The following is a 22,476-nucleotide window of genomic DNA, read 5'->3' as shown; positions in this document are numbered from 1 at the left end:
TCCCATAGAGTTTCCGCATCGCGCTTGACGAAAGGAGAAAATTCCATGGAAGAAAAACCGGCCTTTCAGGATGAGCAGGAACCTGTACGGGTCCGAACCAAGGACGAGACCGACAAGAAATGCCCGCAGTGCGGCGGCGTCATGGAGTTCGACCCCGCCACGGGCGGCATGAAATGTCCCTACTGCGAATACGCCGAAGAGATCGCGGCCGGCGAGGCCGCCCGCGAGATCGACTTCGAAGACGCCGAAGACCGCGCCAGTCACGACTGGGGAGCCGCCAAGAAAAGGGTTCTCTGCGAGTCCTGCGGCGCGGAAACGATCTACGACGCGCTCGAAGTCGCCAACGAATGCCCTTACTGCGGTTCCAACCAGGTCATGGAAGTGCAGGACGACGACACCATGGCCCCCGGCGGCGTCTGCCCGTTCAAGATCGACAAGAAGACCGCCGGCGCGAACTTCAAGCGCTGGATCGCCGGCAAACTGTTCTGCCCGTCGCTGGCCAAGCAGAAGGCGCGTCCCGACGCCTTCCACGGCGTCTATCTGCCTTACTGGACCTTCGACACGCAGACCGAGTCCGAGTACGACGGGCGCTACGGCATCTACCGCACGGTCAGGGAGGCCGACGGCAAAACCCGCACGGTCACCGACTGGTACTACACTTCCGGCGATTACAGCGAATTCGTCAACGATCATCCCGTGCTCGCCACGGCGCGCCACGACGCCTCGATCCTGAACGAGATCCTGCCCTTCGACACCGAGGCCAACGTCGCTTATAACCCCCGATACCTGGCCGGCTACGCCGCCGAACGCTACTCCGTCGGCCTCAACGACGGCTGGGAACAGGGACGCGAAGAGATCCACGACCATCTCGAACGCCAGGTCAAGCAGAAGATCCGCTACGAATGCCGCGCCGACACGGTCGCCAACGTCAACGTACAGACCAGCTACGACGACCTCAAGTTCAAGTATCTGCTGCTGCCGGTGTGGCTGTCGTCGTTCCGCTACAACGGCAAGGTCTACAACTTCATGGTCAACGGCCAGACCGGACGGGTCGGCGGCAAGTCGCCGATCTCGGCGCTCCGCGTCACCATCGCCGTGCTCCTGGCGGCGGCGCTTATCGGCGGCGCCTGGTACTTCATCAACAAAAAGTCGGCGCCGGCCACGCCGCCGGCCGTGCGGTCGTCCTTCCGCGTCCCGGCGCGGTCAACCGCGAGCCTGCCGGCGGAATTCGCGCGCCGGCCGAAGCTGTTCCACGGGGAACGTTTCTGGTGTTAACGCGGCTTCCGTAAGCTCGTTTTCCGCATCATAAAATCTTTCTCGCAAGGAGGTCTTTCCATGCGCAAATTTTTCGGCGCCCTGCTGTGCGGCTTGATTCTCGCCGGCGCGGCATGGGCGGCCAACGATGTGACCGTCAAAAGCTTCTCCCCCGAGGGCGAAGTGACGGCCAACCGCCCGAAGTTCACCGTTACTTTCAGCGGCGACGTGGTGAAAAGCAACCAGCTGAACAAGCCCCTCACGGGCGGCGCGGTGCCGCTCAAATTCCGTCCGGCTCTGGCCGGTACGGCCAAGTGGGTGAAGACGAATCAGCTGGTCTTCACGCCGTCCGCCAATCTGCAGCCGGCCACGCGCTATGACGCCGATTTCGGCCCCGGCGGGCTCCGCACCGCCGGCGGATCGCTGGTCGCGGGACGTCAGAGCTTCACGTTCCACCGCCCGGCGCTCAGCTTCGACCGCGTGACCATCATCGGCACGTCGCCCAACCGCGAGCTGACGCTGCGCCTCGACTTCAGCGCCGAAGTCTCGCCCGTGCGCCTGCGCGGCTTCCTGAAGATCTTCAACGCCGCCGGCAACTCCGTGAGCTACAACATCCAGGGCGCGACGCCCGCCAAAGAGATCGTCGTCCGCACCAGCTCCGTCTACGGCAAGAGCGTCAAAGTCCTCGTCGAGGGCGGGCTGCTGCCCGACAAGGGCGACCTGCCGCAGGCAGGCGGGCTCGAAGCGACGCTGAACGTCTCCACCGAAACGCTGGTGACCGATTCCAACGCCTACATGAACGAATCCGGCCGCGGGCGTATCCGCGTCGGTCTGAACAACAGCGTCGATCTGGCCAAGGCCAAAGGATTCATCGAACTGTCTCCCGCCGTTCCCTTCACACTGACCGGCAGTTACGACGGCTTCAACATCGAGGGCGATTTCGCGCCCCGCAGCCGCGTCACACTGACGATCCGCAAGGGACTGACCGGGCAGGACGCCCAACCGATGAAAGAAGATTTCGTCAAAGCGTTCATCTTCCCCGACATGCCCTCTTTCGTGCGCTTCCCCGCCGCCGGAATGTTCCTCACGCCCGCGGAGGCCCCGTGCGTCGCCGTGGAGAGCGCCAACATCGAAACGCTCGAAGTTTCGGCGTGGCGGCTCTACAACAACAACGTGCCGATCGCCGCGCTCGATCTTGACGACGAGGGCAGCTTCATCAGCTGGGCAAAACCGCTCGGTTCCAAGAAATACGCCGTCGGCGGCATGGTCAACGAGACCGCGCGCCGCGCCCTCGATCTGGCCGGCCTCGGCTGCGAAGGCGAAGGCGTCTACCTGATCGAGGCCAAAAACGGAGATCCCTCCACGTGGGACAGCGCCAGAATGCTCCTCACCATCACCGACACGGCGCTGTCGGCGCGCATGTACAAGCGCGGCCTGCAGATCTGGGCCAATTCGATCTCGGACAGCAAGCCGCTGTCCGGAGCCGAAGTGAAAGTTTACTCCAGCAAAAATCAGCTGCTCCTGAACGGAACGACGGATGCCGACGGCCTGGTTTCCTTCGGCGTCGCCGAAGGTTGGCAGGAAGACCTTCAGCCTTCCGTGGCCACCGTTGAAAAGGAAGGACGTCTCTCCTTCGTCAAGCTCGGCGTCAATCAGCTTTCCGGCCGCGACGTCGACATCTCCGGCGCGCCGTGGAACGACGCCTACGACGGCATGTGGATCCTGCCGCGCGCGCTCTGGCAGCCGGGCGAAACGCTCGAAGCCAAGGCGATCGTGCGCAGCACCGTGCTCGAACTGCCCGGCGAATTCCCGCTGAATTGGGCGCTGACCGCCCGCGGCATCGACCTGGCTTCCGGCGTCATCAAGCTCGGCGCCGACGGCACGGGCGTCGTCTCCGTACCGATCCCCGCTACGGTCGACAGCGGTTCCTATTCGCTGCGGCTGACCGTTCCCGGCACGAAGACCGTCGTCGCCGAGCGCGCCGTGCAGATCGAGGAGTTCCGTCCGCCTCAGATCGAAACGAAGCTTCAGGCCCCCAAGGCGTTTTATCCCGGGCAGGAAGCCACGCTCGAACTCAGCGCCCGCTACCTCTTCGGCGGCAGCGGCGCCGGCCTGAACTGGGAACTCGATTACACCACCGTTCCCGAAGCCTACGTCTCCAAGGCGAATCCCAGCTACGTCTTCGGCTCCGAAATGGGCAAGGACGCCGGGCGCTCTTCCGGCCAGATCGCCAGCGGAGAGCTTGACGAGAACGGCGCCGCTCAGGCCGTCTGGACGCCCGAGGCCGATCTGAACGCTCCTTCGATCATCCGCGCCCATCTGCGTCTCAACGTCATGGAAGCCAACGGCCGCTGGACCGGCAGCACGGTTTCGGCGCCGATCTATCCCACCAAGGCGCTGATCGGCGTGATGGCCCCGAAGGCCGAAGTCCGTCCCAACAGCTCCGCCGAGATCGGCCTCGTCGCCGTCGATCCGGACGACAAGCCCGTAAACCTGGGCGAAGTGGCCGTCGAGATCAGCAAGGTCACCAGCCGCTACGTGATGGTCAGCGACGACAACGGCAGCCGCATGACCTGGCAGGAAGAGTTCTCCGAGCCCGTCACGGACAAGGTCACGCTGAACGGCAAGGGCAAATACGCCTTCACGCCCAAGGACGAGGGCGAATACCGCCTGACCTTCACTCACGCCGATGGACGCGCCTCGCTGCGCCTCTGGGTGTGGGAAAACTGGACCGGCTCCGCTTCCATGGGCGCCGTCATGCCCGACCGCGTCGAGCTGAAAGCCGACAAGGAAAGCTATCTGCCCGGCGCCACGGCGCGGATCACCGTCAAGTCGCCCTTCGCCGGACGCGCCATCCTCGCCCTCGGCAGCGACCGCCCCGTGATGGTCAAGTCCTTCGACATGGCCGACAAGGAAACGACCGTCGACGTGCCCGTCACCGAAGAACTGCTCCCCAACGGCTGGCTCACGATCCAGGTCGTCCGCCCCGAAAGCGCCGACACCAAGCCGCCGTATCGCGCGCTGGGCGCCCTGCCGCTGAAGCTCGACCTCAGCGACCGCCGTCTGAACGTCTCCGTCGAGGCGCCCGACAAGGCGGAGCCCGGCGTGTTCAGCGCCAAGATCCGCGTCGCCGACGCCAAGGGACAGCCCGCCAAGGGGACCGTGGCCGTCGCCCTCGTCGATCGCGGCATCCTGCTTTTGAGCGGCAGCGACAACGCCGATCCATGGAAGTACTTCACGCGCCGCCGCGGCATGGACGGCAAGATGTGCGACATTTACGACTCGCTGCTGCCCATCGAGGCCCGCGGCACGGCGCTGCTCCATCCCGCCGGCGGCGACGACGCCGAAATGAGCAGAGCCAAGCTGATGGCCAACGCCGACATGATGTCGCCGGTCCGCGCTTCCGATTACAAGCCGCTGTCGATCTGGCTGCCCGCCGTCGAGCTGAAGGACGGCACGGCGGAGATCACCACGCAGGTGCCCGAGTTCGCCGGCGCGCTTCGCGTCGAAGCGATCGCTGTCGACGGCGTGGCTCTGGGACGCGCCGAAAGCGAGTCGAAGATCGCCCGCCCCGTGGTCATCGACCTGACGCTGCCCCGCTTCACCGCGCCCGGCGACCAGCTCCAGGCGGCGCTGAACGTCACCGCCGAACAGGGCGGCAGCGCCTCCGCCGTCGTGACTCCCGCGGAAGGGCTCGACTTGAACTTCAACGGCCAAAGCGAGTGGAAGGATACGATCGCGCTGACGGCCAACAAGCGTCTCGAACTGACGTCGCTGATCCCCACGCTGACGGCTCGCAGCGCCAGCGAACACGGCGCCCTGAAAGCTTCCGTCTCGCTGGACGGCCGCGATTATGCGTCCGAAACCGGGCTTGCCATCCGTCCCGGCTGGCCGCTGACTTCCGTGGTCGGCGGCGGCAGCGCCGGCGAAGGTTCGACCGACATCGTCCTGCCCGACGACTGGTACCCCGGTACGGGCAGCCTGACGCTGACCATCTCCGGCGCGCCCGTGGTCGACGCGGTCTCGCTGCTCGAGACGGTCGATACGTGGGGCTTCGGCCTTGACCGTCTCGTCTCGCGCGGCTGGATCACGCTGAACATGCCCAGCCTGCTCAGCGACGAAGATCAGGATCTGGTCAACCCGATCGAGAACCGCATCGCCATGAACACCGTCCTCGCCGGTCTGGCGAGCTATCAGCTCTACGACGGCTCGTGGAGCGCCTGGCGCGGCGACGGTACCGACGCCTGGGGCTCGGTGGCCGCCCTGCACCTGCTGACGGCCGTCAAAGCCGCCGGCGTCATCGAACCTTCCGGCCTGAACGCCGGCGCTCAGTGGCTGCGCCGTTACATGGCCGAGCCGCTGCCGGAAAAGAACGTCCGCGAAGCCATGAACGCCCGCGCCTATGGCGCCTACGTGCTGGCGCTGGGCGGCGAAGCGCCGCTGGGCTGGATGAACTGGCTCGAAGAGCGCATCGGCGACCTGAGCGGCTCCGGCCGCGCGCTGCTGGCCGCCAGCTACGCCCTCGCCGGCGATCAGGAAAAAGCCCAGGCGCTGGCCGGTTCGGAATCCTCTTCGGCCGACGCCAAGCTGTCGCTGCCCGAAGCCGGATTCAGGATGCTGGCGCTTGACGCCATCGAACCCGGCGGAGCGCCCAGCCGCGATCTCGCGGCCCGCATCGCCGCGGAACTGGCCAAGGGCAGCGGACGCCGCAGCGCCCGCGACGCCGGCAGCATGATCATGGCGCTCGGCGTGTTCTCGACTCACGTCGTCCCCGGCCCCGTCACGGCCAAACTGTTCGACGCCGACGGCAACGAGGCGGCGGTCTTTGACGGCAAGCCCGCGATCTGGCGCGGCGGCAAGGGCGGGACCATGAAGCTCGAAGCCAGCGGCGCCGGTTCGATCTGGTACTCCTGGACCGCCAGCGGCGTGCCCAACAAGGAGCCGCGCAGCTACAGCCGCGGCCTGCGAGTGGAGCGCAGCTTCGTCGACGCCAAGACGGGCGAAAACCTCGATCTGTCCTCCATCGCCTTCGGCCAGGAAGCGGCCATGAAGATCAAGGTCACCGCCAGCTCGCGTCCCGCGGCGCTGCGGCTGAGCGCGCTGCTGCCCGCCGGATTCGAAGCGGTCAGCGCCGGCGAAATGACCGCCGGCGAAGGCTACTCCGTCCGCTCCGACCTGCGCTTCGACCGTCTGCTGCTCCACATCGACGGGCAGGGCAAGAACTTCGAATGGAAACTGCCGCTCCGCGCCGTCTACCGCGGCACGTTCTCCGTACCGCCGATCTCCGTCGAGGCGCTGGGCAACAAGGGCATCGGTTACCTCGGCAAGGCCGGTACGGTGACGATCCAGTAACCGTTCATTACAGATGAAATTTCATAAGCTCACGCTTTGGATGGGAGGGGCGGCGCTTCTCTGCGCGTTTCTCGCCGCCGCAGCCGGTTGGCGTTATTGGAACCGGCTCGGCCGGCTCGAGCCGATCGAGGCGCGCCTCTCGTCCTGGCCCCGCTCCACGGTCGTCCGCGACCGCAAGGGGACGATGCTCAGCGTGACCATGTCAGAGGACGGGGAGTTTTGTCTCCCCGTCCTTCTTTCTGAGATGGGGCGCTGGATGCCGCTCGTCGCCGTGGAAGTGGAGGACCGTCGTTTCTGGTCGCACGGCGGCGTGGACTGGCGGGGCGTTTTGCGCGCCGCCAAGGACAATCTGCTGGCCGGGAAGGTGCGCTCCGGCGCCTCGACAATCACCAGCCAGGTGATCCGCCTCTGCTGGCCGGCCGAACGCAATCTGAAAACCAAGCTGCGCGAGTTCGCCCAGGCAACTCAACTGGAAAAGATCAAATCGAAAGACGAGATCCTCCAGATCTACCTGAACGTGGTCCCGCTGGGCAGCAATCTGCGCGGCGTCGAAGCCGCCTCGCTGGCCTGGTTCCGTCGCTCGGCCCGCGACCTGACCATCGCGCAGGCGTCGCTGCTGGCCGTCATGATCAAGGGACCGACCGCCTACCGTCCCGACCTGCATCCCCAAGCGGCGCGGCAGCGGCGCAACTGGGCCATTTCGCTGCTGCGCGAGCGCGGCAGGATCACCGACCGGCAGGCGCGCTCCGCCATGGCCGAACCGCTGCCGGAAACGATCTCGCCGCCGCCGGCCGACGAGTGGGTCTCCTGCCAGAAGGTCATCAGCCTGACGGAAGAAAAGGACATCACGTCCACGCTCGACCGCAACGCGCAGAAAGTCCTCCGCGCCGCGCTGCTCGACGCGCTGGCCTCGCAGGACGACGCCGTCACGGCGGCCGGCGTGCTGATCGAGAACGCCACCGGCGCCGTGCGCGCCTATGTGCCCAACGCCCGCTGGGGCATGAAGGGCGCTCCCGCCGGCTGGGTGGACTGCGCCTCGTCTTTGCGTTCGCCCGGCTCGGCGCTGAAACCGTTCGCCTACGCCATGGCCTTCGAGGACGGCGCGCTCACACCCGCCTCGCTGATGGCCGACACGCCGCTGACGCTTTCGGGACGCGCGCCGCGCAACTTCGACCGCATCTATCGCGGCCCCGTCAGCGCCGCCAACGCGCTGGTCGATTCGCTCAACGTCCCCGCCGTGCGCATCCTGCGCGCGGAAGGCGGCGAACGCCTGCTGCAGAAACTGCGCAATCTCGGCTTCGCGGCGCTGACGCAGAGCGCCGCGCACTACGGCGACTCGCTCGTGCTGGGCGGCTGCGAAGTGTCGCCGCTCCAGCTCGCCCGCGCCGTCACCGCGCTGGCGCGCCGCGGACGGCTGATCGAGAGCCGCTTCGTCGAAAAAGAGCCGCTTTCGGAACGCGACGTCTATTCCGCCGAAAGCGCCTGGATCACCACCAACGTCCTCGCCGATCCGGCGCGGATGCCGACGCTGCTGCGATCCGTCGATCCGTCGCGCGGGCAGATCGCCTTCAAGACCGGTACCTCCTACGGCCTGCGCGACGCCTGGACGGCCGGCTGGAACGACCGCTGGTCGCTGGTCGTGTGGCTGGGGGACCCGCGCGGCGAACCGCATCCCGAACTCGTCGGCCTCGGCGCGGCCGCGCCAGCCGTGCTGAAAGCGTTCCGCGCCCTGCCGCCGGGAGGATTCGGCGCGCCGCCGGCCGGCGTGGCGCAGCGCGAAGTCTGCTCGCTTTCGGGACTGCCGCCCACTGACCTTTGCCCGCGCACCGTTAGGGAATATTTCATTCCCGGCGTCTCGCCGTCCGGAGTCTGCCCCATGCACCAGCTCGAACAGGGCAAAGTGGTGGTCGTCTGGCCGCAGGAGCTGTCCGTCTACATGGAAAGCGCGCGCGAAAAGCGGACCGAGCTGACGGTCGCCTCGCCGCTGGCCGACGCCGCTTACCTGATGCACGAGGAAGACGCCAAACTGGTCTTCCGCGCCGAAGGCACCGGCGAGTTCTTCTGGTTCGTCGACGGCAAATACGCCGGCCGCGGCACGGCGGACCGGCCCTGCCTGTGGCCGATGACGCCGGGGCGTCACCGCCTTTCCGTGACCGACTCGCTGGGACGGCAGAAAGCGATCTCCTTCTCCGTTTACACGCTGGACGACAATCCCGGCCGACAGCTCCCCGATCTGCTCCCGCTCGATTGACCGCCGCACTCCCGCGGCCTCTGCCAACGCCGCTTTGAACAAAAAAGGCTGCTTCTCTCCGCGCAAAAGCATGGAGGGAAGCAGCCTTTTCTCGTTCAACGGACTCGCGAATACCGAAAGACCGCAGCGCGCCCGTTCTCCGCAGAGCGACTCCGCAGGGCTCCGTCCGCAGCCCGCGCCTCCGGGTTTTCGCCGGAAAGCGGCTCACATCAGAGAGGAAAGGATGCTGGCCTTGGTGACGATGCCGAGCAAAACCCCCTCCTCGTCGACAACGGCGATGGGGAACGGCGCTTCCGCCGCGAGGGAGATGGCGTCTGCGATCAGCGTATCGGGCGTCGCGGTCTGCACGTTCCGGCAGAGCGCCTGAGCGATCGGCTGCCCCTGCCGGCGCGCCTCGATCGCCTCCCTGATCGAGAGGATCCCTGACAGGCGCAGATCATGGTCGATCACGAAAACGGAAGACAAACCGTTCATCCGCATCTCATGGATGGCGTAATCCACGCTGTTGTCCAGGCGGACAATGCTGGACGGCGTGATCATGATGTTGCGCACCGACACCACTTTCGTCTTGTCCGCGCTGTTGACGAAGTTCCGCACGTACTCGTCGGCAGGCTGCGTGCTCAGCTGTTCCGGCGTGCCGATCTGAACGACTTTCCCGTCCTTCATGATGCAGACCCTGTCCCCCATCTTGAAGGCTTCGTCGATGTCGTGCGTGATGAAGACGATCGTCTTTTTCAGTTTCCGCTGGATCTGCAGCAGTTCGAACTGCATGTCCCGGCGCACCAGAGGATCCAGCGCGGAAAACGGCTCGTCCATCAGCAGCACTTCGGGATCGCTGACCAGCGCCCGGGCGATGCCGACCCGCTGGCGCATCCCGCCGGAGAGCCGCTCGCACGGCTGATGTTCCCAGCCGTCGAGTCCCACCATGGAAATGCTCGCTTTGGCGAGGCGTTCACGGTCTTCGCGCCCGAGCCCTTTCACCTCCAGGCCGTAGGTGACGTTTCCCAGGACGTCTCTGTGGCTCATCAGCCCGAACGACTGAAAGACCATCGCTATCTTTTCGCGGCGCAGGTTCAGCAGCTCCCTGCGGCTCATCGACTGAATATCGCGCCCCTCGAAGAGGACCTTTCCGCTCGTCGGCGTCGTCAGTCTGTTGAAACAGCGTACCGCCGTCGATTTTCCCGATCCCGAAAGGCCGATGATCACGAAAATGCTTCCCCTGAAAACCTCCAGGCCGACATCCCACAAAGCGACGGTGCACCCCGTTTTTTTGTAAACCGTATCCTTGTCGGCCCCCGCCGACATCATCCTGGACGCTTCCGCGCAGTTCGGACCATAGAGCTTGGTCACGTGCTCCATCCTCAGGATCACGTCATTTCGAAGGGCTGTCATGAGCCTGTCCTCCGTCTCCATTGGGACTGTCCGCACCTTTTCCGGAGCTCATCCCCTGCGTCACCCGATCGAGCACGATCGCCAGGACGACGACGCAGCTTCCGGCCACGAGCCCGCGCCCGATCTCGATCCGGTTGACGGCGTTCAAGACTTCCATGCCGAGCCCGCGCACGCCGATCATCGAAGTCGTGACCACCATGGCCATGGCCATCATCAGAGTCTGGTTGACGCCCGCCATGATCGTCGGTTTGGCCTGGGGGATCTGCACCTTGAACAGCGTTTGCCACCGTGTGGAGCCGAAGGCCCTGGCGGCTTCCACCACCTCTTTGTCCACCTGGCGGATCCCCAGACTGGTGAGGCGGATGACCGGGACGACGGCGTAAATGACCGTGGCGATCACGCCCGAGGCGTTGCCCGTCCCGAACAGCAGCAGCGCGGGGATCAGATAGACGAACACCGGCATCGTCTGCATGGTGTCCAAAACGGGGCGGAGCATTTTATTCGCCAGATCGGAACCGGAGATCAGGATCCCGATCGGAATGCCGATCACAAGGGCGATCATCACGCTGGCCAGCACGACGGACAGCGTCACCAGCATCATCTGCCACAGTCCGGCGAAGCCGATGGCAGCGACCAGCGCGGCGTACAGGACGCCGCTGCGGAGACTCCGGCGGGCGCGCCAGACCAGGAGCGCGACCAGCAGCAGGAAGAGCGGCCACGGCACGTGCCTCAGGCACAGCAGGACGAGGCTCACGAAGCTGTTGAGGCCGCCTTTGATCAGGTCAAGAAAGGTTTCGGCGTTCACGGCGAAAGAACGCACCGTCGTGTCGATCGCCGTCGTGTTCAGTTTGAAGAATTCCGGGAATGTGAACAGCCAATCCATGCTCTACCCCCTTTCGGAACGCACAAAGCGGCGCTGTCACAGAGCCGCCCTCACCTTTGCCGCCTGTTCGGGCGAGAGCCATCGATCCAGCAGTTCGGGATGCGACTTCGTCAACAGCCACTCCGCGGCCTCTTCGTAGCCGGCATTGGTGGTGTTCATATAGGCTAAAGCTTCGCTGATCATCGCGGAACTCATCTTGAATTTAGCAAGAAACGCGCAGAATTCCGGATTCGACGCGGCAAAGTCATTGCTCACCGCCACCGTCACCGTGACCGAAGGGCAGGCGCTGTATCCCTCGTGATAGCGTTCGGCGTCGTACGGCTCGTCTTCGAGAAGGACGAAATCGTATTTTCCCAGCAGCCACGTGGGTTCCCAGTAATAGGCCACGATCGGTGCCTTCTTGTCCCAGGCGGAGACCATCGCCGCGCTGAGCACCGCGTCGCTACCGCTGGCGAAATAGTTGTAACTCTTGTCCAGCCCGTAGGCCGCTATTTTTTTGTTCATGATCTCCGTGATCTCCCAGCCGACGATGCCGCCGTAAATGATGCCCTTCGAGGCATCCTCCGGGTCGGGGAACAGTTCGGCATAACGGGCCAGATCTTTTACGCTCTTCAGATCGGGACAGCGGTCGGCCACGTACCTGGGAATGTAAAAGCCCTGGCGGTTATCGTCGAAGTTCACGCCCAGTTCGGTGAAACGGCCGGCCTGCAGGTCCGGAGCGTAAGACCGAATGTTGCTGGTCCATTCCTCCATGTGAATGTCGATTTCTCCCTTCAGCAGGGCCTCATGGGAGATCGGCGTGGAACCCGGCGTTTCCTGCCACGTGTACCCAAAAACTTTTTCCGCGATCAATCCGGCCAGCGCGTTGTTCAGTTTGATGGAATCCCAGCCCACGTCGGCGAATGTGAGAGCGGTTTTCTCTTTCCCCGTCGCAGTGCCGCCGGCGGCGCACCCCGCCGACACACACGGCAGGAGCATTGCCAAGAGCAGCAGCGATCTTGTCGTCTTTTTCATGATGTCCTCCTTTTCATGGGTTTCGGATCCCCCGGAGCGCCGATGGCGGCGGGAGACAGACCGCCCCGAAAGCGGCCCCTCCCCAGCGCCCCAGGAGTTCGCGAAGAAGCGCGTCACTCTCCGAAAAAATGGCTTCGTCCCGTCGCCCTTCAACTTTTGCAGCGGGCCTTGGGAACGCCGTCCTCCATGAGTTCGCGGACTTTATCGATATGCTGCACCCCGCACGCGACGATCAGCACGTCGTTGACCTTGAATTCCGTCGACGGCTCCGGCGACAGTATGGTTTCATCATCCCGCCTGATCGCCACGATCGTGGCGCCGGTTTTTTGCCGGAACTGAAAATCGCGGATGCTGACCCCCAGAGCGGGGAAAGTTCCGCCGATCTTGAACGTGAACATGTGCAGTCGGTCGCTGTCCCGAAAGCGCTGATTCAATTCAAGGATCTGCCCGAGGGTGGCGTCGATGTCTCGATTAAGCTCGTCCCGCGCCGCGATCATGGCGTCAAGCCGCGCTCTGAGAGCGAGCAGATCGTTGTCGAGCTGGCGATGCTCGACATATTCCACGGCATGGCTTCGGGATACAATCGTCGAACCGACGTTGTCCTGCGTCGAAATGGCCCCCACGTCGTTCAGATGCCAGAGCGCGCGCCGGATCGTTTCCGGAGACGCCTTGTACTGCGTCCCCATCAACGAGCGTCCGGTGATCTTCGTCCCTTCCCTGAGCTCGCCGCTGGCAATTTTGACGGCGAGATCAAAGGCGATTTTGGAATAGACGGACTGCCCCTGCCCCTTCCTCATGGAAATCCCCTCTTCTGACGAGTTCTGTTCGACCATACGTTCGAGAAAAATTTTCAGAGATTGTGACAACTCATTTTAATTTATAAGTTGGCAGACTGTCAAATCCCCTTGGAGAACGCGCCGTCCCTGGCTCTCGACGGCTTCACCGTTTCATACTATTTCTTAATTAAAAAGCCGGACGCAAGGGCGCTGCGGGGGAGTCCTGTCGCACAGGACTCCCCCGCAGCGCCCAGAAAACCATGTTACAAGAATTAGGATCAGCTCCGATCCGCGGAGACGGCCTTTAAAAACGGGAGATTGCTTTTCCGATTGACGATCGGTCATTGCCCGGCATGATTTCGAAGCGGACTCTTGACAAAGTTATTGAACAATCCATTGATTAGTTAAGACAAACAGATACATTCCCGTAAATATGGACGGCCGACGCCTCAGAAGCGGGAAAGAGTTCATCGAAGAAGCAGGTTCAAAGCGTCGGAAGTCTCTTTGAAAACATTCGCGCAATTTTGACTTCTTGTCTTTGACAAGTTAAAAATTATATCTTCTTGACGACGAGCCCCGAATAAGGCATAATTATTCACATGAAAACTTTCTGTCTTTCGCCGTGCTTTCCTAACAATAAATAACATTCGGAAGAGCACCGTCGGCGATCGTTTCTTTGGACACGAACAAGACGGAAAGCGGATCGAGAAACAAAGCGGTCTGCGGGACAGACCGCGCGGCGGCGACGCGATGTCGCCATCCCGTCCCCGGCGGGCGCTGGCGGGAGACGGGACGGCAGTTTGGCTTTCAGTGCTCTTATCCTATCGAAGGAGATGGCATTACATGAAGAAAAGCACCATTCTGGCTCTCGCGGCCCTCGTTCTCGGTGTGGCGGCCAGCACCGCTTTCGCGGCCAAGGATCGTCTGATCGTCGCCGATCAGTACGACGTCACCAGCATGGATCCTATCGGCCACAACGACGTTCCCAGTTCGCGCTGCTGCTTCGAGCTGTACGACACGCTGATTTTCCGCGACAATCAGAACGTTGTCACGCCCGGTCTCGCCGAGAGCTGGGAGTTCGTCTCGCCCACCGAGATCAAGTTCGTGCTCCGCAAGGGCGTCAAGTTCCACAACGGCGAAGAGCTGAAGGCAGAGGACGTCGCTTTCACGCTGATGCGCGCCACCACCGACAAAGGCGCCAAGATCCGCAGCTATTCCCAGGACGTCAAGGATGTCAAGGTCCTCGACGACTACTCCTTCGTCATCGAACTGAAAGCCCCCAACTCCTCGTTCTTCAATTCCCTGACCCACAGCTGGGCCTCGATCCTCAACAAGAAGGCCGTCGAAGCCGCTGGCGACAACTATGGCACCTTGGCCGCGCCGCCCGTCGGCACCGGCCCCTTCAAATTCCTGAGCTGGCAGAAGAACGACAAGTATGAGCTTGAGCGCTTCGACGGTTTCTGGGGCGAAGCTCCCAAGTACCAGTATCTCGAAGTCCGTTCCATCCCCGAAGCCAACAACCGCACCATCGAGCTCGAGACCAAGGGCGTCGATATCGCCTTCCCCATCGCCGTCAACGACCTGAACCGCGTCAAGGATAACCCCGAACTGGTTCTGCAGCAGGTTCCCGCCGTCAACGTCACTTACCTTGGTTTCGACACCGTCAAGGCTCCCTTCGATAACGTAGTCGTCCGCCGCGCCGTCAACGCCGCCATCGACAGCATCGGCATGCACAAGGTCGTCTATGAGAAGCTCGGCAAGAACGGCTCCGTGCCCCGCGCCATTGTGCCCGCGGGTCTGCCTTACAGCATCGCCAACGATCAGCCCGAGCACGTGCAGGATCAGGAGCTTGCCAAGAAGCTGCTCGCCGAATCGGGCATCGATCTGAACAAGACCTACCAGATCTGGACGAACGAGCGCAAAGAACGTCAGGACATGGCCCAGATCATTCAGGGCATGCTGGCCGAAGTCGGCATGAAGACCGAGATCAAGGTCCTCGAGTGGGGCGCGTATCTCAACGGCCTGCAGGAAAAGAACCATGACATGTTCATCCTCGGCTGGTCCACCAGCGTTCCCGATCCCAACTTCGCCATGAGCGGTCTGCTTGAGACGAACGCCGGCTCCAACTATACCTTCTTCAGCAACGCCGCTTTCGACGCCGCCATGGACAAGGGACGCAAGACCCTCGACGGTCCCGAGCGCGCCGCCGTTTACAAGGAAGCTCAGGAAATCCTCCTTGATCAGTGCCCCCAGGTTTATCTTCACAGCGACGACAACTGCGTCGGCACTCAGAAGTATGTCAAGGGCTTTGAAGTCGGCGCGAACGACACCTACAACTTCCGCACCGTCTACTTCGAGGACTAATCCGCAGCGCCTGCCGGCTTGAGGAAAAAACTCAGGCACGCGCGCAAGCAGGGGAATTTCCTGTTCCCCTGCTTTTTTCTTTGGCGTTCTGTATCGGTTTGAGAGTCCAATTCATAGCTAATCTGTCTTTATTCTCACACCGTGAACCCAACGGTCAAAATTCGACGAAAAGAAGGTAAAACCATGCTTCGATACATTCTCCGCCGGATTATCCTGCTCATTCCCGTACTGGTCGGCGTGGCGTTCTGCGTCTTCCTGCTGCTCTATCTGACGCCGGGGGACCCGGCCAAGATGGTGCTCGGCGACCAGGCCACGGAGACTGCCATTCAAGAGTTCCGCGAACGGGAAGGCCTGAACGATCCCTTCTGGATCCGCTTCGGCACATATTTATACAAGATCGTCGTCAAGGGAGATCTCGGACGCTCCTACGCTTCCAGAACGCCCGTCATGAAGGAGCTGCTGGCGGCGTTTCCGGCTACGTTGAAGCTGGCCGGCTTCGCCATATTCATAGCGGTCCTCATCGGCATCCCATGCGGCATCGTTTCCGCCATCAAGCAATACTCGCTTTTCGATACCGTCACCATGATCTTCGCCATGATCGGTTTGTCCATGCCCGTGTTCTGGCTGGGGCTGCTGCTGATCCTGTTCTTCTCGGTGCGTCTGCGCTGGCTGCCGTCGTCGGGTTTTTCCACGTTCAAGGCGATGATCCTGCCTTCGGTCGCGCTGTCCGCTCAGTCCATCTCAATGATCACGCGCATGACCCGTTCCTCCATGCTCGAGGTCATCCGCGCCGACTACATCCGCACGGTGCGCGCCAAAGGGCAGACCGAACGCGTCGTCATCTGGGGGCACGCGCTGCATAACGCGCTGATCCCCGTGGTCACGCTCTGCGGGCTCCAGTTCGGACACTTGCTGTCGGGCGCTCTGCTGACGGAATCGATTTTCGCCATCCCCGGCGTCGGGCGCGTCATGCTCACGTCCATCATGGCCCGCGATTATCCCATGGTGCAGGGAGCCGTGTTGTGCGTCTCGGCGGCGTTCAGCGTCGTCAACCTGCTGGTTGACATTCTGTACGCCTTCATCGATCCGCGCATCAAGGCGCAGTACAAACGATAGAGGAGGTCATCTCATGACTGAAAAAGTTATCGACGCTCCCGTCAAAAAACAGCGCCGCGGCATCGCCGAAGTCTTGCATCGCCTGAGCAAAAGTCCTCTGGCCATGTTCGGGCTGGGTTTTATCATTCTGCTGGTCATCTGCGCCATTTTCGCAAATCAGCTGGCGCCGTTCTCCTTCTCCAAGCAGGACCTGATGCACACGTTCGACCTGCCGTCGGCCAAGCATCTGCTCGGCACCGACGAGTTTGGGCGCGACATTCTCAGCCGCCTGATTTTCGGCGCGCGCGTGTCGCTGCAGGTCGGTTTCATCGCCGTCGGCATTTCGCTGGTCGTCGGCGGCCTGCTCGGCGCGTTCGCCGGCTTTTACGGCGGCACGCTCGACAACGTGATCATGCGCGTCATGGACGTGCTGCTGGCCGTTCCGCAGACGCTGCTGGCCATCGCCATCGCCGCGGCGCTCGGGCCGGGTTTGTTCAACATGATGATCGCCGTCGGCATTTCCGCCGTTCCCAACTACGCGCGCATCGTGCGCGGCTCGGTGCTCTCGATCCGCGGCATGGAGTACGTCGAAGCGGCCCGCGCCGTCGGCTCTTCCGATCTGCGCATCATTCTGCGCCACATCATTCCCAACAGCATGGCCCCGATCATCGTCCAGTCCACGCTGGGCGTCGCCTCGGCGATCCTCAACGCGGCCGGGCTGTCGTTCATCGGGCTGGGCATCCAGCCGCCCAATCCCGAATGGGGCGCCATGCTCTCCGGCGGGCGTCAGTACATCCGCGACTTCCCGCATCTGACGCTCTATCCCGGCCTGGCCATCATGCTCACGATTCTGGCCCTGAACTTCCTCGGCGACGGTCTTCGCGACGCCCTGGATCCCAAGCTGAAGCGCTAAGGAGGAGCCTGCCATGTCCGAAAACAAAGATTTGCTCCTCGAGATCAAGGATCTGACCATCCACTACGTCACCGAGAGCGGCCGCGTCCACGCCGTCGAAGGGCTGAACCTCGAACTGGCGCCCGGCGAGACGCTGGGCTTCGTCGGCGAAACGGGCGCCGGCAAGACGACCACCGCGCTGGGCATCATGCGCCTGCTGCCCATGCCGCCCGCCAAGATCGTTTCCGGCGACATCCTCTTCGAAGGCGAGAGCCTGCTGAGCAAGCCCGAAAGCCAGATGCGCGCCATCCGCGGCGGCAAGATCGCGATGATCTTCCAGGATCCCATGACCTCGCTGGATCCCGTCGTTCCCGTCGTCGAACAGATCGCCGAGATGGTGGAGCTGCACCAGAAGGGCACCAAGGCCGACGCGCTCAAACGCGCCGGCGACATGCTCGAACTGGTCGGCATCCCCCGCGAGCGCGGCGTCGCCTTCCCGCACCAGTTTTCGGGCGGCATGAAGCAGCGCGTCGTCATCGCCATCGCGCTGGCCTGCGACCCGACGCTGCTGATCGCCGACGAGCCGACCACGGCTCTGGACGTGACGATCCAGGCTCAGGTGCTCGAGCTGATGCACGAGCTCAAGGAAAAGTTCAAGACCGCCATGATCATGATCACCCACGACCTGGGCATCGTCGCCGAGATGTGCGATAAGGTGGCCATCATGTACGCCGGTCGCGTCGTCGAGTACGGCACGACCGAGATGATCTACAACCACCGCCTGCATCCCTACACGGAAGGGCTGTTCAACTCGCTGCCCGACCTCGAGTCGGAGCAGGAAGAGTTGAAGGTCATCCACGGCCTGATGCCCGATCCCACCAACCTGCCTTCGGGCTGCTGCTTCCATCCCCGCTGCCCCTACGCGACGGAAAACTGCTCCAAGAGCGCGCCGGAAATGGCCGAAGTGGCGCCCGGACATTTCGTCGCCTGCCCCGTGCGCACGGCGGCGCTGAAGAACGACTAAAGGAGGCCGATGACTATGACTGAACAGCTGAACAACCAGCCCATGGTAGTTGTCAACCACCTGAAGAAGTACTTCAACACGCCGCGCGGTCTGCTCCATGCGGTCGACGACGTTTCTTTCTTCGTCAACCGCGGCGAGACGCTGGGATTGGTCGGCGAATCCGGCTGCGGCAAGTCCACGCTCGGCCGCGCCATGATCCGCCTGCTGGAACCGACTTCCGGCGAAGTGAAGTTCTGGGGACGCGACATCGTCGGCCTGAGCAAGGGCGAAATGAAAGAAATGCGCAAAAAGGTCCAGATCGTTTTCCAGGATCCCTACTCCTGCCTGAACCCCCGCCTTTCCGTTTCCGAACTGATCGCCGAACCGCTGATCGTCAACAAGATCTGCTCCAGCCGCAAAGAAATGAACGACCGCATCACCAAGCTGATGGACACGGTCGGCCTGGCCCGCCGCCTGATCGGCGCCTACCCTCACGAACTGGACGGCGGCCGCCGCCAGCGCATCGGCATCGCCCGCTCGCTGGCGCTCGATCCCGAGTTCATCGTCCTCGACGAACCCGTTTCCGCCCTCGACGTGTGCATCCAGGCTCAGGTGCTCAATCTTCTCAACCAGCTGCAGAAGGAGAACAACTACACCTACGTGTTCATCTCCCACAATCTCAGCGTCGTCAAGCACCTCTCCGACCGCATCGCCGTCATGTATCTGGGCAAGATCGTGGAGCTGACGGACTACAAGACCACCTTCAAGAATCCCCTGCATCCCTACACGCAGGCGCTGCTGTCGGCCATTCCCATCCCCAAGGTGGGACAGAAACGCAACCGCATCATCCTCGAAGGCGACGTGCCCAGCCCCGTCAACCCGCCCCAGGGCTGCCGCTTCGCCGGCCGCTGCCGTTTCGCCCAGGACGTCTGCCGCCAGCAGTCACCCGAGCTGAACGAGTACGAGCCGAACCATTTCGTGGCCTGCCATTTCACCGGCAAGCTCCAGTACGCCCGTTAATATCGCTCCCCCAAAGGGTCTGTGTGCGCCACAGGCCCTTTTTTGATGACGCCGTTTTTATTTTTTTGCGGTAGAATAGTTTCGCGCCAACAATTTCCCATTGCTTTTTCGAAGGAGGATCTTTCATGTCTTCACTGGTTGATCGCTTTATCCGCTACGTCAAAATCGACACGCAGTCGGCCGAAGGGCAGAATTGCGTGCCCAGCACGCCCTGCCAGCACGATCTCGCCAAAGTCCTCGGCGAAGAGCTGCGCAGCCTCGGCCTCAGCGACGTGACGGTCACCGAGAACGCTTACGTTTGCGCCACTCTGCCCGCCAACTGCGAGGGCGCGCCCGCCATCGGCTTTTGCGCCCACATCGACACGGCCCTCGAAGTGACCGGCAAAAACGTCAAACCCCGCCTCGTCGAGAACTACGACGGCGGCGACGTCGTGCTGAACGCCGCCGAGAACGTGGTGCTGTCGCCGAAAGTTTTTCCCGAGCTGAACGACCACAAGGGCGAGACGCTGATCGTCACCGACGGCACCACGCTGCTCGGCGCCGACGACAAGGCCGGCGTCGCCGAGATCATGACCGCCGTCGAGCACATGGTGCGGCATCCCGAATTCAAACACGGCAAAATCGTGGTCTGTTTCTGCCCCGACGAGGAGATCGGCCACGGCGCCAAGTTCTGGGATCTGGAAAAATACGGCGCCGACTTCGCCTACACCGTCGACGGCGGCGGCACGGGGACCTTCTCTTACGAGACGTTCAACGCCGCCCAGGCGCACGTGAAGATCAAGGGTGTCGCCGTCCATCCCGGCACCGCCAAGAACAAGATGATCAACGCCGCCATGGTGGCCATGGAGTTCGCTGCCTCGCTGCCGCCCGCCGAGACGCCGCCCCACACGGAGCTGTACGAGGGGTACTACCACATGACCGGGATCGCAGGCGGCGTGGAAGAGGCGGAGATGACCTACATCATCCGCGACCACGACACCGCCAAGTTCGAGGCGCGCAAAGAACATTTCCAGCTGCTCGTGCGCCAGCTCAACGAACGCTGGGGCCGCGAACTGGCCGAGCTGGAAATGCACGACCAGTATTACAACATGGCCGTGCCGCTGCAGAAGCGCATGGACATCGTCAACACCGCGCTGAAAGCCTACGAGATGGCCGGCGTCACGCCGAAGATCATCGCCGCTCGCGGCGGCACCGACGGCTCGCAGCTCTCCTTCCGCGGCCTGCTCACGCCCAATCTCTTCATCGGCGGCTACAACTGCCACGGCAAGTACGAATACGCCGTGGTCGGCGCCATGGAAAAATGCGTCAAGGTCATCCTCAACATCGTCCAGCTGTACGCCGAAGGCAAACAGGTCAAATAAACGGCGCGCCCAACAAACGAACCGCCCCGCTGAAATTTCAGCGGGGCGGTTCGTTTGTTTTTCGTTTCTTGAAACGTGCGGAAAGAACGTTTTTACTGCGCCGCGGGCAGGATCGCGCCCACCATTTCGGCGTTGGGCGTCACTTCGAGCACGAGCGTGTCGGCGTCGGCGTTGACCAGGTTGACCGCGTCGATCATGCCCATGTTGTCCAGTACCATGGAGACGATGCCCTTCGCGTCGTCGCCGCCCAGCGCCGGCATGACGCTGTCGCCGAAGTCGGCGAACAGCTTCTTCAGCACGGGCTGCAGGACTTTGACGTCAAAGCCGAGCGCCACGTTGCGGGGTTCGAGCGCCGCCGCAAGGCCGGAAGCCGCTTCGGCGGCCTGACCGAATTGATCGGCGTTCATGCCGGCGATCAGCAGGCCCTTCTCGCCGCCGGCGACGAGGACCGAGACGGGCGCGGCGAACGCGAAGCCCTTCCAGCCGTCCGCGTCGTAGGCGGCCGGTTCGCCGGCCACCATCTTGCCCTGCTCGGCGAGCATGTTGGCAAGCGCGGCCGCCTTGGCGGCGTCGATGTCGGAAACGTGCAGGTACAGGCCGGGGATTTCGCCCACCATGGGAGCGGCCAGCTTGCCGGCCACGCCGAGCGTGACGTTGCCGCGCAGGATCTTGACGACGTCCGCCCACTCAAGGCCAACGGCGCCAATGGCTCCATTGATTTCTGACTCGGCTTCCTTGAGCATGTCCGCGTCGGCGATCAGGTCGGCGAGCTTGAAGTTCTCCGGCAGGAAGGAAGCGGACAGGTTCACGAGAGCGGCCAGCGGCGAAGAGCCGTAGACGAACGGGGCCTTGGCCGCGGCGCCGCCGTTGAGCACGGCGCGCAGATCTTTGCCGATCAGGGCGCCGATCTCGTCCACAAGGTTGCTCCACAGCATCGCCTTCACGGACGTCGCCGTGTCGTCAAGCCCCAGTTCGAGGCTGAGCGGCTGCGGCAGCGGCGCGTCCATCTTGGCCAGCGTCTCCGCCGAGATCTGCATCTGCGCCCAAACGTTGGCGGGCGTGCGGGCCGTCACCACGGCGCTGTTCTCGGGAGCGCCGGCCATCACGGCCAGGTTGGCGGGATCGCCGCTCGCGCCGATCAGGTACTTGGCGCCGTCGCGCTCCAGCGTCGCCAAATAAATCAGGCCGATGGAGCCGTCCTCGGAGTCAACCGTGCCCAGCGGCGTGACGGTCGTGCCTTCGGGAGCGGTCACCGTGAACTCGGGGGCCTTGAAATTGCCGGCGGCCGCAAAATCCTCGGCGGTCAGGGGCGCTTTCATCTCCATCGCCAGAGCCAGCTTGTCGACCTCGTCGAGGCTCGACTTCAGAGCGATGCGCACGTCGAAGCTGCCGGCCTTGTCGGCGTAGTTCTTCACCTGCTCGGCGGGCAGCATTTTCATGGCGCGCATCAGCAGAGAATCCGCCGGTTTGTTCAGCAGCGCCTGCGCGTCGCGCAGTCCGAACGCGGCCCAGTCGCCGCCGCCAACCAGACCGGTCGTCAGATCGCCCGGTCGGGGAGCAGCGAACGCGGAAGACACCAGGAGCGCCAACGCCGCCGAAGCGGCCAGAACGGAACGGAATTTCTTCATAAGACATTCCACCTTTCAAATATTCGTCTTGCCCTGCGGCAAGAACCACATCAGCCCCTCTTACGAAAGGCGTACTACCGGTTTGAATCTTATCATTCCGAAACTCTTTCCTCAATGCATAATATTAAATAAAATACTATCTAAAGCGGGATATTCTTCGTGCCTTTCCCTTCGCACGGCCCCCGGCGTGC

General features: G+C 63.0%; 14 protein-coding genes. 9 read left to right on the top strand and 5 right to left on the bottom strand.

All coding sequences use genetic code 11. The annotated features are described in order from the left end of the window. Positions 1-45 precede the first annotated feature (45 nt). Genes RAH42_RS04715 through pbpC form a run of 3 tightly spaced genes read left to right on the top strand, consistent with a single transcriptional unit; the run spans position 46 to position 8,857 of the window. Positions 46-1,275: a hypothetical protein gene (locus RAH42_RS04715; protein WP_078016189.1), complete on the top strand. Its 1,230-nt coding sequence runs from the start codon at positions 46-48 to the stop codon at positions 1,273-1,275. 60 nt (positions 1,276-1,335) lie between these two features. After that, complete coding sequence (locus RAH42_RS04710; protein WP_317540047.1) at positions 1,336-6,606, top strand: alpha-2-macroglobulin family protein; 5,271 nt, start codon at positions 1,336-1,338, stop codon at positions 6,604-6,606. Positions 6,607-6,619: 13 nt separating this feature from the next. After that, a complete protein-coding gene (pbpC, locus tag RAH42_RS04705; protein WP_317540046.1) occupies positions 6,620-8,857 on the top strand; it encodes a penicillin-binding protein 1C in 2,238 nt (745 codons plus the stop codon). A 204-nt stretch (positions 8,858-9,061) separates the two neighbouring features. On the opposite strand, the gene RAH42_RS04700 is transcribed toward pbpC, so the two are convergent. The 4 genes from RAH42_RS04700 to RAH42_RS04685 form a co-directional block, all read right to left on the bottom strand. Then, on the bottom strand, positions 9,062-10,249 hold the full coding sequence (locus tag RAH42_RS04700; RefSeq protein WP_078016186.1) for a glycine betaine/L-proline ABC transporter ATP-binding protein: 1,188 nt from the start codon (positions 10,247-10,249) through the stop codon (positions 9,062-9,064). Next, the gene (locus RAH42_RS04695) at positions 10,230-11,132 is read right to left on the bottom strand and encodes an ABC transporter permease subunit (RefSeq protein ID WP_078016185.1); all 903 of its coding nucleotides are present in this window, start codon (positions 11,130-11,132) and stop codon (positions 10,230-10,232) included. Before RAH42_RS04695 ends, RAH42_RS04700 begins: the two co-directional genes overlap by 20 nt. 36 nt (positions 11,133-11,168) lie before the next feature. Then, entirely contained in the window at positions 11,169-12,146 is a 978-nt protein-coding gene (locus RAH42_RS04690; RefSeq protein WP_078016184.1) for an ABC transporter substrate-binding protein, read from the bottom strand. Positions 12,147-12,295: 149 nt separating this feature from the next. Further along, a complete protein-coding gene (locus RAH42_RS04685; RefSeq protein ID WP_168170035.1) occupies positions 12,296-12,943 on the bottom strand; it encodes a TrkA C-terminal domain-containing protein in 648 nt (215 codons plus the stop codon). An 822-nt stretch (positions 12,944-13,765) separates the two neighbouring features. On the opposite strand from RAH42_RS04685, the gene RAH42_RS04680 reads away from it, so the two are divergent. From RAH42_RS04680 to pepT, 6 genes are all read left to right on the top strand, one after another. Continuing rightward, entirely contained in the window at positions 13,766-15,286 is a 1,521-nt protein-coding gene (locus RAH42_RS04680) for an ABC transporter substrate-binding protein (protein ID WP_317540045.1), read from the top strand. A gap of 183 nt (positions 15,287-15,469) precedes the next feature. Further along, positions 15,470-16,402: an ABC transporter permease gene (locus RAH42_RS04675; RefSeq protein WP_078016181.1), complete on the top strand. Its 933-nt coding sequence runs from the start codon at positions 15,470-15,472 to the stop codon at positions 16,400-16,402. A gap of 13 nt (positions 16,403-16,415) precedes the next feature. Further along, entirely contained in the window at positions 16,416-17,294 is an 879-nt protein-coding gene (locus tag RAH42_RS04670; RefSeq protein ID WP_078016180.1) for an ABC transporter permease, read from the top strand. Between the two features lie 13 nt (positions 17,295-17,307). Next, complete coding sequence (locus tag RAH42_RS04665; RefSeq protein WP_078016179.1) at positions 17,308-18,297, top strand: ABC transporter ATP-binding protein; 990 nt, start codon at positions 17,308-17,310, stop codon at positions 18,295-18,297. A gap of 15 nt (positions 18,298-18,312) precedes the next feature. Next, positions 18,313-19,296, top strand: coding sequence for an oligopeptide/dipeptide ABC transporter ATP-binding protein (locus RAH42_RS04660; RefSeq protein ID WP_078016178.1), 984 nt, complete (start codon positions 18,313-18,315; stop codon positions 19,294-19,296). 125 nt (positions 19,297-19,421) lie between these two features. Next, entirely contained in the window at positions 19,422-20,657 is a 1,236-nt protein-coding gene (gene pepT / locus RAH42_RS04655; protein ID WP_078016177.1) for a peptidase T, read from the top strand. Positions 20,658-20,749: 92 nt separating this feature from the next. Here the strand turns inward: pepT and RAH42_RS04650 are convergent, their stop codons facing one another. Next, entirely contained in the window at positions 20,750-22,285 is a 1,536-nt protein-coding gene (locus RAH42_RS04650) for a hypothetical protein (protein WP_078016176.1), read from the bottom strand. Positions 22,286-22,476: the final 191 nt, after the last annotated feature.

It is taken from the genome of Pyramidobacter sp. YE332 (genome assembly GCF_033060595.1).
Taxonomy (GTDB): domain Bacteria; phylum Synergistota; class Synergistia; order Synergistales; family Dethiosulfovibrionaceae; genus Pyramidobacter.
Note: the sequence above shows the minus strand (reverse complement) of the source record. Positions and strands in the feature narration are given on the sequence as shown.